Raw genomic sequence first — 15621 nt, 5'->3', positions numbered from 1 at the left:
ACCAACGATCCGAAATCGGCACGAAATTTCGAACGCGCCGCACGGGACGTATACGTGACACATGCAGGCCGACCAGGTCAGTCCTCCGCTGTCTGACGCTCCCGGAAGGAGCCCCGTGCTCAGACGACTGCTCCGTCTCCTCACCGCCGCCGCTCTGGCTCTCCCCCTGTCCGTCGCGGCCACGGCCCCCTCCCCCGCCTCGGCCGCCCCCGGCAGCCCGGCGCTCACCCCTCCGCTGGGCTGGAACAGCTGGAACAGCTTCGGCTGCGGCGTCACCGAGGCGCAGGTCCGCCAGGCCGCCGACGCGATGGTGTCGTCCGGGATGCGCGACGCCGGGTACCGGTACGTCGTCGTCGACGACTGCTGGTTCGACCCGCAGCGCGACGCGTCCGGCGCCCTGCGCGCCCACCCGACGAAGTTCCCCGGCGGGATGAAGGCGCTCGGCGACTACATCCACGGCAAGGGCCTCAAGTTCGGCATCTACCAGGTCCCCGGCAACCGCACCTGCGCCCAGACCTCGGGCGGCTTCCCCGGGTCGACCGGCAGCAGGGGGCACGAGGCGCAGGACGCGGCGACGTTCGCCTCCTGGGGCGTCGACTACCTGAAGTACGACTGGTGTTCCTCCGAGGGCACCCGTGACGAACAGGTCGCCCGCTTCGGCCTCATGCGCGACGCCCTGCGCGCCACGGGCCGGCCCATCGTCTACAGCATCAACCCCAACAGCTTCCACGCCATCACCGGCTCCACCTACGACTGGGGCCAGGTCGCCGACCTGTGGCGGACCACCGAGGACCTGCTCGACATCTGGCAGAACGGCAACACCAACAGCTACCCGATGGGCGTCGGCAACGTCCTCGACGTCAACGCCCCGCTCGCCGCCCAGTCGGGCCCCGGCCACTGGAACGACCCCGACATGCTGGTCGTCGGCCGCCCCGGACTCACCCTCGCCGAGTCCCGCTCCCACTTCGCCCTGTGGGCGCTGATGGCGGCCCCGCTCATGGCCGGCAACGACATCCGTACGATGTCCGCCGACGTCAGCGCCATCCTGCGCAACCCCCGGCTGCTCGCGGTGGACCAGGACCCGCTCGGCGCGGGCGGACGCCGGGTGCGCGACGACGGCAACACCGAGGTGTTCGCCAAGCCCCTGGCCGACGGGTCGGTGGCCGTCGGGCTGTTCAACCGCGGCTCCGCGACCGCGACGATCAGTACGACGCCGGCCCAGATCGGCCTGTCCGGCGGGCCGTTCACCCTCACCGACCTGTGGACCGGCGCCACTTCGACCGGCTCCCTGTCGGCGAGCGTCCCCGCGCACGGCGTCGCCGCGTTCCGCGTGAGCGGCGGCACCCCGCTCGCCTCCACCTCGGGGCTCCTGCGCCACCCGGCGTCGGGGCGCTGCCTGGGCGTGACCGGGTCCTCCACCGCCGCCGGGGCCGCCGCCGCGATCCGGGGCTGCGAGACGGCCGCCGACCGGCAGTGGACCAGCTGGGCCGGCGGCGAGGTCCGGGTCTTCGGCGACAAGTGCCTGGACGCCAACGACCAGGGCACCGCCGACGGCACCCGCGTCATCACCTGGACCTGCAACGGCCAGGACAACCAGAAGTGGACCGCCGCCTCCGACGGCACACTGCGCAACGTCCACGCGGGCAAATGCCTCGACACCGACCGCAGCGGCACCGCCGAGGGGACCGCGCTGGTGCTGTGGAGCTGCGACGGGCGAGCGAGCCAGCGGTGGACCCGCAGTTGACTCCGTACCCCGGCCTTCCTCCTCAGACGGGAGTTCCTCGATGACCAGGACACGCTCCGCGTCATGGTCCGTCCTCGTGGCGGCGCTGCTCGTGCTGGGCGTGGGCGCCCCGGCCTCCGCCGCCGCCGCTGCCCCGACCGCCGGGTGCGGCAAGGCGCCCACCCTGAACAGCGGGACGTACACGATCCAGAGCGGCGGCAAGAACCGCACCTTCATCCTGAAGGTCCCCGACGGCTACGACCGCAACCGCCCCTACCGGCTGGTCCTCGGCTTCCACTGGCTGGGCGGGACCTCCACCGACGTCTCCACCGGCCGCACGGTCGAGACCGGCACCTGGGCCTACTACGGGCTCCAGCGGCTCGCGGACAACAGCGCGATCTTCGTCGCGCCCCAGGGCCTCGACAACGGGTGGGCCAACTCCGGCGGCGAGGACGTCGCCCTCACCGACGCCATACTGCGGCGCGTCGAGGACGGCCTGTGCGTGGACACCACCCAGCGCTTCGCCCTCGGCTTCAGCTACGGCGCCGCCATGTCGTACGCGCTGGCCTGCTCCCGCGCCACGGTCTTCCGCGCGGTCGCCGTCCAGAGCGGCGGGCAGCTCAGCGGGTGCAGCGGCGGCACCCAGCCGATCGCCTACCTCGGCGTGCACGGCCTGCGGGACAACGTCCTCGGCATCTCCGGCGGGCGCTCGCTGCGCGACCGGTTCGTCCGCAACAACGGCTGCACCGCGCAGAACCCGCCCGAGCCCGCCCAGGGCAGCCTCTCGCACCGCGTCACCACGTACGCGGGCTGCTCCGCCGGACATCCGGTCGCCTGGGCCGCGTTCGACGAGGGCCACATCGCCGCCCCGCAGGACGGCGCCCCCGGCGACAGCGGCTCCCGCACCTGGGTGCCGGCCGAGGTCTGGCGGTTCTTCACCCAGTTCCGGACCGGCTGACTCACGGCCGGACACCGGGGACGGCTCACCCCGGCACCGGCCGTGAGGACGGCCGCCCCTGCGCCGTGTCGTTGCCGATACGGCGCAGGTGGTCGGCCTCGGGCTGTCCCCAGCCGCGCCTGACCTGCACCTTCACACCATCCACTTGATCCTGTCAGTCGACATTAACGCTCGATATTGTCACTCGATAAAGTTGCGTGTACGGTGAGGGCACCGAAGCACGCGACAGGGAGTGGCCATGAGCAGCGGGCGGAACGAGAACAAGACGGATGCCGTCGTCATCGGCGCGGGGCTGGCCGGGCTGACCGCCGCGCGGGAACTGGTGGCGGCGGGCAGGTCCGTCGCCGTGCTGGAGGCGCGCGACCGGGTCGGGGGGCGGCTGCTCAACCACCGGCTCGGGGACGGCCGGGTCACCGAGCTGGGCGGACAGTTCGTCGGCCCGACCCAGGACCGCGTCCTGGCCCTGGCCCGCGAGGTCGGGGTGGACACCTACCGCGCCGAGGTCCCCGGCGACAACGTCTACGTGCACGACGGCAGGGCCAGGCGCTACTCCGGCCACACCCTTCCGGACCTGCTCGCCCTCCCGGACATGGGCATCACCCTGGCCCGGATCGCCCAGGCCGCCGCGAAAGTGCCCCCGCACGCCCCGTGGCAGGCGGCGAAGGCGCGGGAGCTGGACGGCATGACGTACGAGAGCTGGCTGCGCAAGGCCGAGATCACCGGCGCCGGCGTCGACCTGATCAACATCTTCCTGAACTCCGCGTACGGCGGCGAGGCCCGGGACGCGTCGGCGCTCTTCGGCCTCTGGTACGTCGCGACGTTCGGCGACGAGACGCACCCCGGCACGATGGAGCGCGGCACCGGCACCACGGGCGGCGCGCAGGACAGCCGTTTCGTCGGCGGCTCACAGCTCGTCGCGCAGCGGCTGGCCGTGGAACTCGACGGCCGGGTCCACCTCTCGGCGCCGGTGCGGCGTATCAGCCAGGACTCCACCGGCGTCACCGTCGTGTCGGACGCCGGGGACTGGCGGGCCGACCAGGTCGTGGTCGCCGTACCGCCGGTGCTCGCCTCGCGGATCGTGTGGGACCCGCTGCTGCCGCCCCAGCAGGACCAGCTCTTCCAGCGGCTCCCGTTCGGGACGCTCATGAAGTGTGTGGCCGTCTACGACAAGCCGTTCTGGCGGGCCGACGGGCTCTCGGGCATGGGGCTGCTGCGCGGGGGTTCGCCGATCCGGGAGATGTTCGACAACACCCCGCCGGACGACGGTCCGGGCGTCCTCATGGGCTTCCTCGGCGGCAGGGAGTGGCGCACGTGGGCCCACCGTCCGGCCAAGGAGCGCCGGGGCGCCGTCCTGCGGTCCTTCGCGCAGGTCGTCGGGGACCGCGCGTTCGACACGGTCGACTACGTCGAGCAGGACTGGACGGCCGAGCAGTGGACCCGGGGCGGCCCGACGTCGGTCGCGGCGCCGGGCGTCCTCACCGGTTTCGGCGAGTGGACGGGCCGGCGGTTCGGGCGGGTGCACTGGGCGGGCGCCGAGTTCTCGCCGTACTGGAACGGCTTCATGGACGGCGCGGTGCGCTCCGGGCAGGACGCCGCGACCGAACTCCTCAAGCAGAGCTGACCGGCGACCGCCGTACCGAAAGGCACTCCCCCGTGAACTCCTTCATCGTCACCGAACACTGCGTCATCGACGCCCCCGTGCACCGCGTCTGGGAGGTCGTCTCCCGTACCGACCGCTACGCCGAGTGGGTCGCCGGGGTGATCGAGGTGACCCGCCACCACGGCGTCGCCGTCGAGGGCGAGACGTACGCCGAGCGCAACCGCACCCTCGGGCCGCTGCGCACCGACTCCGTCTGGACGGTCCGGGACGTCGTCCCGATGGCCTGCCGGGTGGACACGGGCACCGGGTTCGCGCCCCTGCGGAACGTGACCAGCATCTTCGAGTTCTACCCGATACCGGACCACGGCCGGGGCCGGGAGACGACCGAGATGACGTACCAGGTGGAGTACACCATCGGGCTCGGCCCCCTCGGCCAACTCCTCAACTGGATCCAGGAGCCCGGCATGCGCGTCAACATGCGGACCACGATGGCCAACCTCGACCGCCTGCTGCGCTCCGAGGCCACGGCGACCGCTCGCTGACCCCGCCCCTGCCGCCGTACAGCGGGGCCCACGGGGCGGGCTCCAGGGGGCGCACGACGGCCGGTCCGGCGACGTGAGAGCACCCGCTGCTTTCAGCCTTTATGTCGTTCGATCCTATCGGTCGATAGAAATAAAAGCCCTGATCGCCTAGCATGGATCCATGGCTCACGTGTCCGCGGCGGAACGCCGTCCTCAACTGATCAAAGCGGCCATCGACCTCATGACCCGCGAGGGGGTCGCCGCGGGGAGCACCCGGGCCATCGCCGCCGAACTGGGCGTGGCCCAGCCGACCGTGCACTATCTGTTCGGCACGAAGGAGGAGCTGTACCGGGCGGTCATGGAGCAGCTCACGCAGGACCTGGTCGCCCAGGCGGAGCGGTACGCGCCGACCGACGGGACCTTCGAGGAGTCCGTCGCCACACTCACCGACGTCGTCTGGCGGACCGTCATCGACCAGCCGGCCACCCACCAGCTGCTGACCGAGCTGACGATGTACGCCCTGCGCACCCCGCACCTGAGCGGCGCCCTGGACAACCACTTCAACGAGACCATCACGGTCACGGCGAACCTGATCGCCCGAGCCGCCGAACGCACCGGCCGCCCGCTCACCCGGCCCGCCGAGACGACCGCGCGGTTCTTCCTCGCCGCCTTCGACGGCCTCACCACACAGCACCTGTCCGCACCGGACGAGGAGGCCGAACGGGCCTGCCTCCAGGAGCTGGTCAAGGCGGTCCTGGCGATGGCCTGACGCGACCGGAGCGTGTGTACGCGGTGGTCGGTCCCGGCTCACACGTCGACGGTCTCCGCCCGGTCGAGCACCTCGTCGACCAGGGCCGCCTGCCGCACGGAGGCGTCCGCGTACGCGGTCAGGTCGTCACCGCGCCGCACGGCGTCGGTGAAGAGCCGGACCACGTTGGCGAACTGGTGGTCGGCGGGCAGGGTCCGTTCCTCGAAGTGGTCCTGCCGCCGGACCCAGAGGACGGGCCGGTACGTCTGCGGCGGGGTGTACGCCCGGTCGAGGCCCAACCGGCCGGTGGTGCCCGCGAGTTCGTAGGAGGCCCGGTACGCGTGCTCCATCCCGAACGTCACGTGCGCGGGCACGCCGGTGGCGTCGTTCAGCAGGATCGCGCCCGAGAGGACGACCCCGGCGGAGCGGCGCAGGACGGCGCCGGTGACGGTGAGGCCGGGGCCCAGGAAGTGCTGGGCGGCCCGGAGCGGGTAGATACCCGCCTCCAGGAGCATGCCGCCGCCGACGGGCAGGGTGCGGATATCGCCCGGGGGCTTCGGGGGGATCGTGAACGTGCCGGTGAAGGCGCGCAGTTCGCCGATCGTGCCGTCGGCGAGCGCCTCGGTGACGGCGGCGTGCTGACTGTGGTGGAGGAACATGACGTTCTCGAACAGCAGCAGCCCGCGCTCCCGGGCGAGGGCGAAGAGGCGGGCCGCCGTGGGGGCGTCCGCGCACAGCGGCTTCTCGGCGAGGACGTGCTTGCCCGCGCGCAGGGCGCGTTCGATCCACTCGGCGTGCAGCAGCGCGGGGAGGGGGACATACACCGCGTCGATGTCGGCGCGGTCCAGGAGAGCCTCGTACCCGGTGACCGCCGTACAGCCGTACCGGGCGGCGAGCCGTTCGGCCTTCGCGGTGTCCCGGCTGGCGACCGCGACCAGCGTCGCGTGGTCCAGGAGAGCCGGGATCATCGTCCTCACGGCGATGCCGGCGCAGCCCAGCACCCCGAACCGTACGGCGGTCATGCCGGGCCTCCGTCGCGCAGGGCTTGCAGGCAGGCGACGCAGCTGCGCAGTTCGACGTTGAGGTAGTTGCTGTGCTGGAGGAGGTCGCCGAGCTGGTCGACGGTGAGCCAGCGGTACTCCTCGGGGACGTCGAGCGGGAACTCGTCGCCGACCTCGACGATCACGTACCGGTTCTGCGCGTGGTGGAAGCGCCCGCCCTCCTCGGACTGGAGGACGTCGAAGCGGACCTGCTCCGGCGGCACCGACAGGACGTGGTCGAGGAACCTGGGCCGGTGTTCGGGCGGTACGTCGCGGTAGTTGACCGGCTGGCACTGCACGGTGGGGGCGAGTTCCGCGACGTTGAGCAGCCCGGCGTCCGTACGGGCCTCGACCAGTGCGTGCAGGACCCCGTCGATCTGCTTGACCAGCAGGGCGAGCAGGCCCGCTTCCAGGGGGGCGAACAGCGGCTGGGTCCAGGAGCCCACCTCGCGGCTGGTGGCCTGCACCCCGACGGCGACGACGTCGAAGTACAGGCCGTCGCGGTGGGTGATCCGGTCGGGCTCGCGTATCCAGCCGCCCTCGCCGGCGAGGTCCAGCGGCACGCGTCGCTGGACGAGTTCGCGCTGGGCGCGTACCTCGGTGAGCCAGCTGAGGATGTCGCCCCCGCCGTGCACGCCCTCGGCTCCGCGCGCGGTGGATTCGTGCAGCGAGCCGGCGAACGGCGACCCCGGCGGGCTGCTTCCCCGGTCCAGGTGCGGCGGGATGCAGGACAGGACGGTGCGCGCGTCCATGTTCACCAGGTTCGGGACGCGCAGGAGCCGGCGGATCTGCGCGAGGGTCAGCCAGCAGAAGTCGTCGTCGAGCGGGACGTCCTCGTCGGTCTCGACGATCATGTTGCGGTTGCGTTTGTGCAGGAACCAGGCGCCTTGTTCGGACTGGAGGACGTCGGCGAGGACCCGGCCGCGCCGGGGCCGGCGGAAGTACGGGAGGTACTTGATGGGCCGGCCGCCGTGGACGCCCGTGTAGTTGCTCCGGGTGGCCTGGACGGTCGGGGACAGTTGCAGCCCGTTGATGTTGCCGGGCTCCGCCTTCGCCTGCATCAGGAAGTGGTGGACGCCGTCGAATTCCTTCGCCAGGATGCCCAGCACGCCGATCTCCGGCTGCACGATGATCGGCTGGACCCAGCTGGAGATCCAGGTGCGGTCGGTCCGCACGCTCAGGCCCTCGACGGTGAAGAACCGCCCGCTGTCGTGGACGAGGTTGCCGGTGTCCGGCGCGAACGACCAGCCCTCCAGCTCGGCGAACGGGATCCGGCCGACGGTGAACCGGTGCGCCGCCGCGCGTTCGGCGAACCAGTCGTGGAAGCGGCTGAGCGGCATCAGATCGCTGTCGAGGGTCAGCGCGGAGCCGGCGAGCGAGCGGGGACGGGGGCGTTGTGCCGTGGTCATCGCGCACCGGCCGGCTCAGCGGTGACGTGGCGGACGTGGGGGACGCGGATCTCGCTGGTCTTCATGGCGGTGGCTCCCAGAAGTGGCGGGGCTGGGCAGACGACCGGACCGTAACAAGCGGTCCGGGCCCTCCCCAGCTCCACACCCTCCAGCTTTTCCGGCACCTTGTTGGCCCGTCCGGTGGGGTGTCCCGGTCTGCGGCTGGGCAGAACGTGCGGTCAGGGGTTGGGCAGGCGGCGGAAGCGGTCGTCCGCCTCGTAGCCGACCGCCGGGATGCCCAGGAGGTCGTCGACGCCGGGGAAGCCCTCGTCCTGCTGGAACGGTGCGCCGTGCACCGACGTGTCCTGGCTCGGGCCCGCGTGCATGCCGGTGTGTGCGGCGCCGAGTTCCATCAGGTAGCCGCCGGCCGCGGCCGGATCGCGGCGGTCGCGGGTGACGGCCTGGGAGGCGTACGTGTTCATGGCGGCGGCGCGTTCGAAGAGGGTGGTCGCCGACAGCGCCGGACGGCGGGCCGGGCGGCCGTCCACGCCCTTGACACGCATGCCGTGCGTCTGGGCTGCGGCGAGCGTGGCTTGCAGTCCGGTCGCCGCGCCCAGGTTCATGCTGCCGTCGTAGCGGGTGACGAACGCCTGGAGTTCGGGGCTCATGGTGCCGCCGGCCAGGTACGCGTCGACCAGGGGCTGGTAGCCGTCCTCCCGGATGCTCTCCAGGTAGAGGGTGCTGACGCCGGCTGCCTGGACGGCCGCCATGTTGGTGATCAGGAACCCCCAGATCCGTGCCCCGGAGTGGGGGCCGCCGATGGCCACGCCCTCGTACTGGGCCAGCAGCGCGGTCAGGTCGCCCATCGCGTCCGGGGTGGCGGCGCCGGCCAGGGTGTTCTCCACGTCCTGGTGGCGCTGCTGCCGGTCCGCGGGGGTTTCCGTGTACGCGTCGCGTACGGCCCGTGCGTCGAGGCCGAGTTGGGTGTCGCGGGCGTCCTGCTGGGCCCAGTGGCCGGCCGTACCGGGGTCGCCGCGGCCGATGCCTTCGAGGACCGCGTTGCGTCCGGCCGCCCAGGGCACGCCGGGGGCGAGTCTGTTGAGGTTGCCCAGGCTCTGGTGGAGCTGCGGGTCGGTCTCCTGGAGCGTCTGCGGGTCGACGCCGACGTCCACGCGCTCCTTGACGCTGGCGTCGCGCGTCGCCTGCGGGAGGGTCTGCCACTCGGCGGCCGTCAGCGTGTTCGGGGTACGCCCGCCCGAGAAGGAGCGGCGGGGGCCGCGTATCCGCATCGAGGGGCCCGGCGGGTGCTGGTGCAGTTCGTCCTCGGTCACGCGCTGGATCGCCGGTGCGGTCCGGCGCTGTTCGACGATGCGGGAGACCGCCGCGTTCCCGATGAGCGGCTGGAGCCCGAGCATCGGCGCCACGGCCTCCGGCCGTACGGCGCTCGCGGCTCCCCCCGGCTGCCTCTCCTGCTCCTCACCGCTCTGCCGCGCCCGCATACGTCCCCTCTCGTACCCCCCGGCTGGAAACGCCCAGGGTTGCCGCCCGTGCCCGCCCGGCGGTACGTCCGGGCGGGCAGGTACGGGTGCAGAGGGCTTGCCCTTTCACGCGGGCAGCCGCGCTCGAACCGTTCGCGAGTACGTGGGCGCCGGTCACCGTGAAGGTCCTCCAGGCGCTCGAACACGGCATCGGCCCGCGCTTCGCCCCGGAGTCGAACGTGGCCTGCTGCCAAGTCATCGGTGTCGATGAGGCGTTGCCCGGCCACACCGGCGGCGACGGGCTGCCGCCGAGCCAAGTCGTCATGTCCCTGCTGGCCTTCTGGCGGGAACGCGGGTTCGCCGAACGGTCCGCGGTTCCCGAGGAGGTCCGCTCCGGGCTTCTCGGGTCGGACGGCTCGTGGGCGGTGGTTCCAGCTGTCCTGGCGCACCGTCTCGGCCCGGGTCCGCCGCTTCCGGCGCGACGAGCAGGTGATGACCCTGCGCGGCAGCCGCTACGGCACAGCCGCCGAATCGGTCCGTCCCACGGCCAGCCGGCCCCGGCCCAGCGCCTCCTGGCGAAACACCGGTACGACGAAGCGCTCGGTACCCGCGATCGTGCTCATGCCCGGCAGGGCCGAGTTCTGGAACGTCGGTGCGCGGATCGCCCGCACCCATGCCTCATCGGTCGCCGGTTCAGCGTCGCTTTCCCGTCTCGGGGACGGTGACGCCCTGGCTCGCGCGGCGCATCGCCTCGTACAGCGCGGCGTCTTCCGGCGGGGCCGGCAGTGGGCCGCGCGCCGGGGTCTGGAAGGACTGGATCATCCAGGCGACGAGGCGGCGCCAGGCGTCCGGGGCGGCGTCGCCGGTGGCGCTGAGGACTCCGGCGTTGGCCATCAGCAGGAGTACGAGGTCCCGGCTGGTGAAGTCCTCGCGCAGGTGCCCGCTGTCCTTGGCGCGGGCGATGAGTTCGAGGAAGCCCTCGTACGCGCGGGCGTGGTGCTGCTCCAGTTCCGGGACGCCGGGGAAGCTCATGGTCAGGACGTCGGCGAAGCCTCGGTCGGCGGCCTGCATCGCGCAGACGTTCTGGAGGTAGCCGGTGAAGCCGTGCCACGGGTCGGGGTCGGCCAGGGCCTCGGTGGTGGCCTGTGCGTACGCCTTCATGCGGTCGGCGAAGACCGCGGCGACGAGGTCCTCCTTGCGGGGGAAGTGGCGGAAGAGGGTGGCGATCCCCACCCCGGTCTCCCGTGCGACCGAGGCCATCGACGCGTTCAGCCCGTCGCGCCCGAAGACCGTGCGCGCGGCGGCGACGATCCGCCCCCGGTTGCGTTCCGCGTCGCTGCGCTTGGGCTGACCTGCGGAATCGGCCGCGTCGGCGGCGGGGCCGGAGTGGGGGTCTCGGGGGCTCATACCGGTCAGACTAGCAACCGGAATGCCTTATCCAGTTCCCGTGTTACGGTGGACCGCGAAACGGATAGGGCTTTCCGGAAAGGAAACGGATAGCCCTTTCCATCTCCGTGTCCACGAAAGGCTCTCCCATGCCCACCATCGCCATCGTCGGCGCCGGCCCTCAGCTCGGTCTCGCCATTGCCCGCACGTACGGCACGCACGGCTACGACGTCGCCCTGATCGCCCGCGACCGGGCCCGGCTCGAAGACCTCGCCGGGAAGCTGGCCGCCGAGGGCATCACCGCCGCCGCGTTCCCCGCCGACGTGCTCGACCGCGCCGCGCTCGCCCAGGCGCTCAAGGACGCGGCCTCGCACTTCGGCGGCATCGACGTCCTGGAGTACTCCCCGGTCAACGGCCTCCAGACCGTCACGACCACCCCGGCCGCGACCGAACCGGCCGACGTGCAGCACGAGATGGAGTTCCAGCTCTACGGGGCCATCGCCGCCACCCGCGCGGTGCTGCCCGCCATGCGTGAGGCCGGCGCGGGCACCCTGCTGTTCACCACCGGCGCCGGTTCCGTCGACCCCGTGCCGCAGGTCGGCAACGTCAACGCCGCCGCGGCGGCCCTGCGCAACTGGGTCGTCAACCTGCACAAGGAGCTGGACGGCACGGGCGTCCAGGCGGCGCACGTCGCCATCGACGTGTCCATCGGCACACCCGCGATCCCCGGGTTCCCGACCGCCCAGCCCGAGGAGATCTCACCGGTCTACTGGGACCTGCACACCACCGAGCGCGACCGGGCCGAACGCGTCTTCGGTCTCTGACGGAGTGGCGCGACGCGCCCGGCCTGCTGCTCCGGCCGGGCGCGGGTGTCTTCAGGGCCTGGTCGTCAGCAGCGTTCGAGGCCGTCGATCGAGTTGGTGGCGTTGTCGATGTAGTAGCTGGCCATGTAGCCGCGGTGGCCGCTCGGGGTGAGGACCCACACCCAGTACGGGTTGTTGCCGACGCTCTGGGAGCCCTCCTGCTGGCAGTACACCCACACCTGGGCCGGGCTGCTCACGGTGGTCTGGATGTCGGGGCAGTTGGCGGCCGACGGGTACAGGTAGCACTGCTCCCCGCCACCGGCGCGGACGTTGACGCCGGAGGCCCAGACGCCGTAGTTGCCCGGGCCGTGGCCGGTCGCGTGGGCGGAGCCGGCCGTGCCGAAGACGAGGCCGGCGGCGGCGAGGGCGGTGGACGCCACGGTCGCGGCGACGGTTCTCATGGACCTGGTCATGGGTGTGTTCTCCCTGGGGACGGTAGGCGGAGTGGTCGGCCGCGCGCGGGAGGCCGCTGGCAGCGGTCCCGCGAGCCGGCGTCTCGAAGGCTAGGCCGCGCCAGGGGCGTCGCGTCCCTGACAGATGTCAGGGTGCGGCGTTCGCCGGCTCACTCCTCGGGCGCATCCGTACCCGAGAGTGCCCGGCGGGCGTCCCGGTACCCGGGCAGGAGCCACCTCGGCCGCCGGGCCGTACGCGAGCCGATGATCCACACCAGCTCGACCACCACTCCGGCGCCCACCACGGACGTGGAGATCCAGCCCCCGAGCGTGCTGTGGCGCCCCGGTACGACGATGGCCGCGATGCCGGTCATCGTCGCCAGCAGGCCCAGGTCGTAGGTCCAGCGGGCGTGTCGGAAGTAGCGGGCGGCGAGCCAGAGGTCCTTGCGCTGGGCGTCGAGCAGGCGGTCGGGGGCGGCGGAGGCGTCGAGCGTGCCCACCCAGCCCTCGCGTTCGGCCGGGGTGGCGGCGAACAGGAGGCCGCTGCTGGTGGACTGGAGGCAGAACAGGAACAGGACCGCACCGGCCGTGACGGCGGACATCGCCAGGTCCACGAGTCTCGGCGGCCGGTCGGCGGTGGCCAGCAGGGTCAGCGTGGCCAGGTCGAAGCCGCCCAGCAAAGGGGCGGCCACCGTGCCGAGGGCTCGCATGGAGTCGGTGCGGCCCAAGGGGTACTCGGCCTGCCAGCGGCGCGCGTTCACCTGCGCCACCACAGCCGGCGCCGGCGCGGGAGCGGCACCGGTCCCGCCGCGCTGCATCCCGGTTCATGAGTTCCGGAGCGCAGGCACTCGGGGCACTCGTCCAGGCCGACGGGCGGCGATCCGCGTACGCGCGAGGGCCGGGAGACGGCGACCCCGATCCGGGTGCCTCCGACGACGAGCACGATCCGCCGCAGGCGCCGCCTTGCCGCGAACGCCTCGTCCAGTGCCGCTGCCGCCGCGAGCACCGACGTGCCCTCGGGCAGTTCCAGGACGGTCGCGCCGGTGTCGGGCTCGCCGGGCTGGACGAGGATGTCGTACGCGGTCATGTCCGCCTCCCGGAGTCCACGAGGACGTAGCCGCACCAGTCGCGCAGGGGGACCTTGCCGATCCTGACGGCCATCGCCCGGCGCAGGGCGGCGGCGCTGCCCAGTGTCATGACGGAGCGGTAGAAGTCGGCCATGAAGGTGGCGGTATGGCGGTCGTCGACGCTCCACAGCGGTGCGAGGACGGCGGCCGAGCCGGCGTGGAGCACCGCCGGGACCAGGCCGTACGGTTCGTCGCCGGGGCCGAAGCGGTACAGGCCGCCGTCGCAGACGTTGAGGACGGTGAGCCAGGCCGTACGGAGGTCGAGTCTGCGCAGGCTTTCGGCCTCCGTCGGGCCGGCGTCGCCGGACTCCGGGTCGGCGTCGAGGAGCAGTTGGTGGAAGTGCATCGGGTCGTGTTCGGGGAACGCGCCGTGGGCGGCGAGGTGGACGATGCCCCGGCCCGCGGCGTGCGTGCGCAGTGCCGGCAGGGTGGCGTGCGGGCTGCTGAGGATCAGGGCGTCGGTCGCGCCGGTCAGCCGGGCGGCCTCGGTGACCTCGTGTTCGGCGAACGGCAGCGGTGTCACGCCGGGTACGGCGCAGGCCGCGAGGCCGATGAGGCTCGGTGCGTGGTCGCGCGGGCGGCGGCGGAGCGCGAGCCAGACCGAGGCGCTCGGGGCGGTGACGAGTGCGGTGTGCGTGATCAGGCTCCGCCGTCCGCGGTCGAGGAGGGCGGGCCAGGGCAGGACGTGGAGGGGGCCGTGCGGGATGACGGTGATGGTCGAGTAGGCGTCCAGGGGGCGGCCCAGCCGCGTGATCGGTTCGATCAGGTGGTCGTAGAGCCGGCGGAGCAGTTTGCGGGCGCGGCGGTCGTCGCCGTTGCGGATGTACGTGCGCACGTTGACGACCGCGGCGATCAGGGGGCTGCCGTCGATGGGCTGGCGGCCGTCGACCATCAGCCGGCCGGGCATCGACTCGTCGGGAAGGGCGTCGGCGGGCAGGGGGATCAGCCGGGTCCGGTCGCGGGTCACGGCGAGGAGCCAGGTGCGTTGCATCGCCAGGGCCTGGCCGTCGAACGGGATGACGTACTGGCAGATCAACTCGTCGGCGCCCAGGGCCGCTTGGACGTCGGCGAGCTTCGCCACCTCGGCGACGCCCTGGTAGCCGATGTCCAGCGCGTCCGCTAGGTGCTCCGACGCGGCGAGGCGCTGCGTCACCTGTCCGTCGGCGAGCGGCAGTTGGCTGGAGTAGCGCATCTCCTGGGCGACGATGCCGCGGTCGGTGGAGGGGGCGAACCTCAACGCTTCGCCCTCCTGTTCGGCCAGCGCGTCGGCGAGGTCCTCCGGCGGCGGCCGGTAGAGGCCGGTCAGCTCGTCCAGCAGGGTCCTGGCCTTCAGCGTCTCGACGGCCTGGAACAGCTCGGCGTGGCTGAGGCCCGGGTACAGGAGGTCCGCCTCCAGGAGTTCACCGAGGATCGGTTCCAGTTTCTGCGCGGCCCAGAGTCTGCCGAGGCGGGAGCGGTACCGCTGGCGCAGGGTGTCGCTGCGCGAACGGGTCCGCCGGCGGATCTGCCGCAGCGCGTCCTCGGTGTGGCCCATCCGCCGTGCCACCCGGTGCAGTGTCCCGGCGGCGTCCAGCCAGCGGTCGAGGTCGTCGGCCTGTTCCGCGCGGTCCATGGCGTGCCGGACCCGTTCGGTGACCGACGTCCACGCGGGGTCGGTGTGGGTGCGGAACGCGCTCATCATCGCCAGCGCCACCGCGATGCCGTGGGTCCGCGCGGCGCTGTCCTCCTGCCCCGCGCCCGTGAACTCGTAGTCCACGGGCACCTGTCCGTGGACGAACCCGGCCAGTTCGGTGAACCGGTCGGTGGCCCGCCGCTCGTCGCCCTGGTCCAGCCAGATGTGCCCCCACCCCAGGTCGGCGAGCCCGGCGAGCAAGGAGACGAACGCGTCGAACTCGCCTCGGCCGGCGTGCGCCGTCCACCGGGTGGCGGCGACCGCGTCGTCCAGCGCCGCGAGCAGCCGTCCGCCGCGCGGCGACCCGACGTACGTCGGTGAGCCGACGGCCGCGAAGTAGGCGCAGTCGGCGGCCTGCCGCAGGGCCCGGAACACCAGCGCCGGTTCACCGGTCTCCTCTGCCTGAGCGGCGAGCCGCTGCGCGCGCTCGCGCAGGCCGGCGAGTTCGTCCGGATCGTCCGTGAGGTTGAACATGACCGACACCATGTCGAGGTGGCACGCGACCCACTCCGGGCGACGGCGCAGCCGGCGGAGCAGTGCCTCGCGTACGAGATTGACGTGCATCGCGAGAGGCAGTTGCCCGCTCAGGGCGGCCTCGACGGCCTGCCCGCGCGCCTGGTCGGCGACGCGGTCGGTGACGTACTGGGGATGGTCGGCCAGGTACTGGTCGAAGCCGTCGGGATCGTCCATGAACCGCTGCATCAGATGTGGTAGCGCTTCAGCCA

At 72.5% G+C, this 15621-nt stretch carries 15 protein-coding genes; 6 read left to right on the top strand and 9 right to left on the bottom strand.

Annotated elements, in window-relative coordinates; all coding sequences use genetic code 11:
* Positions 1–61 precede the first annotated feature (61 nt).
* From ACQCO7_RS43350 to ACQCO7_RS43330, 5 genes are all read left to right on the top strand, one after another.
* Positions 62–1744, top strand: coding sequence for a glycoside hydrolase family 27 protein (locus ACQCO7_RS43350; RefSeq protein WP_464077008.1), 1683 nt, complete (start codon positions 62–64; stop codon positions 1742–1744).
* 40 nt (positions 1745–1784) lie between these two features.
* Complete coding sequence (locus ACQCO7_RS43345) at positions 1785–2681, top strand: CE1 family esterase (protein WP_464077007.1); 897 nt, start codon at positions 1785–1787, stop codon at positions 2679–2681.
* Positions 2682–2919: 238 nt separating this feature from the next.
* Entirely contained in the window at positions 2920–4302 is a 1383-nt protein-coding gene (locus tag ACQCO7_RS43340; RefSeq protein ID WP_464077006.1) for a flavin monoamine oxidase family protein, read from the top strand.
* Between the two features lie 32 nt (positions 4303–4334).
* Positions 4335–4823, top strand: coding sequence for an SRPBCC family protein (locus tag ACQCO7_RS43335; RefSeq protein WP_464077005.1), 489 nt, complete (start codon positions 4335–4337; stop codon positions 4821–4823).
* Between the two features lie 160 nt (positions 4824–4983).
* Positions 4984–5571 carry a TetR/AcrR family transcriptional regulator gene (locus tag ACQCO7_RS43330; protein ID WP_464077004.1) on the top strand — a complete coding sequence of 196 codons (588 nt, stop codon included), beginning with the start codon at positions 4984–4986 and terminating at the stop codon, positions 5569–5571.
* Positions 5572–5609: 38 nt separating this feature from the next.
* Here ACQCO7_RS43330 and ACQCO7_RS43325 read toward each other — a convergent pair whose 3' ends face one another.
* The 5 genes from ACQCO7_RS43325 to ACQCO7_RS43305 form a co-directional block, all read right to left on the bottom strand.
* Complete coding sequence (locus ACQCO7_RS43325; RefSeq protein WP_464077003.1) at positions 5610–6572, bottom strand: Gfo/Idh/MocA family protein; 963 nt, start codon at positions 6570–6572, stop codon at positions 5610–5612.
* Positions 6569–7999, bottom strand: coding sequence for an NDP-hexose 2,3-dehydratase family protein (locus ACQCO7_RS43320; protein WP_464077002.1), 1431 nt, complete (start codon positions 7997–7999; stop codon positions 6569–6571). The genes ACQCO7_RS43325 and ACQCO7_RS43320 overlap by 4 nt, the downstream gene beginning before the upstream one ends.
* A gap of 218 nt (positions 8000–8217) precedes the next feature.
* Entirely contained in the window at positions 8218–9477 is a 1260-nt protein-coding gene (locus ACQCO7_RS43315; RefSeq protein WP_464077001.1) for a TraB/GumN family protein, read from the bottom strand.
* Positions 9478–9968: 491 nt separating this feature from the next.
* Entirely contained in the window at positions 9969–10127 is a 159-nt protein-coding gene (locus ACQCO7_RS43310) for a hypothetical protein (RefSeq protein ID WP_464077000.1), read from the bottom strand.
* 22 nt (positions 10128–10149) lie between these two features.
* Positions 10150–10863, bottom strand: coding sequence for a TetR/AcrR family transcriptional regulator (locus ACQCO7_RS43305; RefSeq protein WP_464076999.1), 714 nt, complete (start codon positions 10861–10863; stop codon positions 10150–10152).
* A gap of 128 nt (positions 10864–10991) precedes the next feature.
* Between ACQCO7_RS43305 and ACQCO7_RS43300 the strand changes: the two genes are divergently transcribed.
* Positions 10992–11666: an SDR family NAD(P)-dependent oxidoreductase gene (locus ACQCO7_RS43300; RefSeq protein ID WP_464076998.1), complete on the top strand. Its 675-nt coding sequence runs from the start codon at positions 10992–10994 to the stop codon at positions 11664–11666.
* 65 nt (positions 11667–11731) lie between these two features.
* On the opposite strand, the gene ACQCO7_RS43295 is transcribed toward ACQCO7_RS43300, so the two are convergent.
* The 4 genes from ACQCO7_RS43295 to ACQCO7_RS43280 all read right to left on the bottom strand — a co-directional run bounded on the left by ACQCO7_RS43295 (position 11732) and on the right by ACQCO7_RS43280 (position 15586).
* Positions 11732–12118 carry a hypothetical protein gene (locus ACQCO7_RS43295; RefSeq protein WP_464076997.1) on the bottom strand — a complete coding sequence of 129 codons (387 nt, stop codon included), beginning with the start codon at positions 12116–12118 and terminating at the stop codon, positions 11732–11734.
* 149 nt (positions 12119–12267) lie between these two features.
* Positions 12268–12858, bottom strand: coding sequence for a hypothetical protein (locus tag ACQCO7_RS43290; protein WP_464076996.1), 591 nt, complete (start codon positions 12856–12858; stop codon positions 12268–12270).
* Positions 12855–13184 (bottom strand): hypothetical protein, encoded by a 330-nt coding sequence (locus tag ACQCO7_RS43285; RefSeq protein ID WP_464076995.1) that lies wholly within the window; start codon positions 13182–13184, stop codon positions 12855–12857. Before ACQCO7_RS43285 ends, ACQCO7_RS43290 begins: the two co-directional genes overlap by 4 nt.
* Entirely contained in the window at positions 13181–15586 is a 2406-nt protein-coding gene (locus tag ACQCO7_RS43280) for a CHAT domain-containing protein (RefSeq protein ID WP_464076994.1), read from the bottom strand. Before ACQCO7_RS43280 ends, ACQCO7_RS43285 begins: the two co-directional genes overlap by 4 nt.
* Between the last annotated feature and the right edge of the window lie 35 nt (positions 15587–15621).

It is taken from the genome of Streptomyces saintjeani (genome assembly GCF_055409605.1).
Note: the sequence above shows the minus strand (reverse complement) of the source record. Positions and strands in the feature narration are given on the sequence as shown.

Coding starts and splice junctions, on each gene's coding strand:
- ACQCO7_RS43315 (WP_464077001.1), bottom strand. CDS start 9,477: ATGCGGGCGCGGCAGAGCGGTGAGGAGCAGGAGAGGCAGCCGGGGGGA.
- ACQCO7_RS43280 (WP_464076994.1), bottom strand. CDS start 15,586: ATGGACGATCCCGACGGCTTCGACCAGTACCTGGCCGACCATCCCCAG.
- ACQCO7_RS43300 (WP_464076998.1), top strand. CDS start 10,992: ATGCCCACCATCGCCATCGTCGGCGCCGGCCCTCAGCTCGGTCTCGCC.
- ACQCO7_RS43350 (WP_464077008.1), top strand. CDS start 62: ATGCAGGCCGACCAGGTCAGTCCTCCGCTGTCTGACGCTCCCGGAAGG.
- ACQCO7_RS43345 (WP_464077007.1), top strand. CDS start 1,785: ATGACCAGGACACGCTCCGCGTCATGGTCCGTCCTCGTGGCGGCGCTG.
- ACQCO7_RS43305 (WP_464076999.1), bottom strand. CDS start 10,863: ATGAGCCCCCGAGACCCCCACTCCGGCCCCGCCGCCGACGCGGCCGAT.
- ACQCO7_RS43340 (WP_464077006.1), top strand. CDS start 2,920: ATGAGCAGCGGGCGGAACGAGAACAAGACGGATGCCGTCGTCATCGGC.
- ACQCO7_RS43295 (WP_464076997.1), bottom strand. CDS start 12,118: ATGACCAGGTCCATGAGAACCGTCGCCGCGACCGTGGCGTCCACCGCC.
- ACQCO7_RS43325 (WP_464077003.1), bottom strand. CDS start 6,572: ATGACCGCCGTACGGTTCGGGGTGCTGGGCTGCGCCGGCATCGCCGTG.
- ACQCO7_RS43285 (WP_464076995.1), bottom strand. CDS start 13,184: ATGACCGCGTACGACATCCTCGTCCAGCCCGGCGAGCCCGACACCGGC.
- ACQCO7_RS43320 (WP_464077002.1), bottom strand. CDS start 7,999: ATGACCACGGCACAACGCCCCCGTCCCCGCTCGCTCGCCGGCTCCGCG.
- ACQCO7_RS43330 (WP_464077004.1), top strand. CDS start 4,984: ATGGCTCACGTGTCCGCGGCGGAACGCCGTCCTCAACTGATCAAAGCG.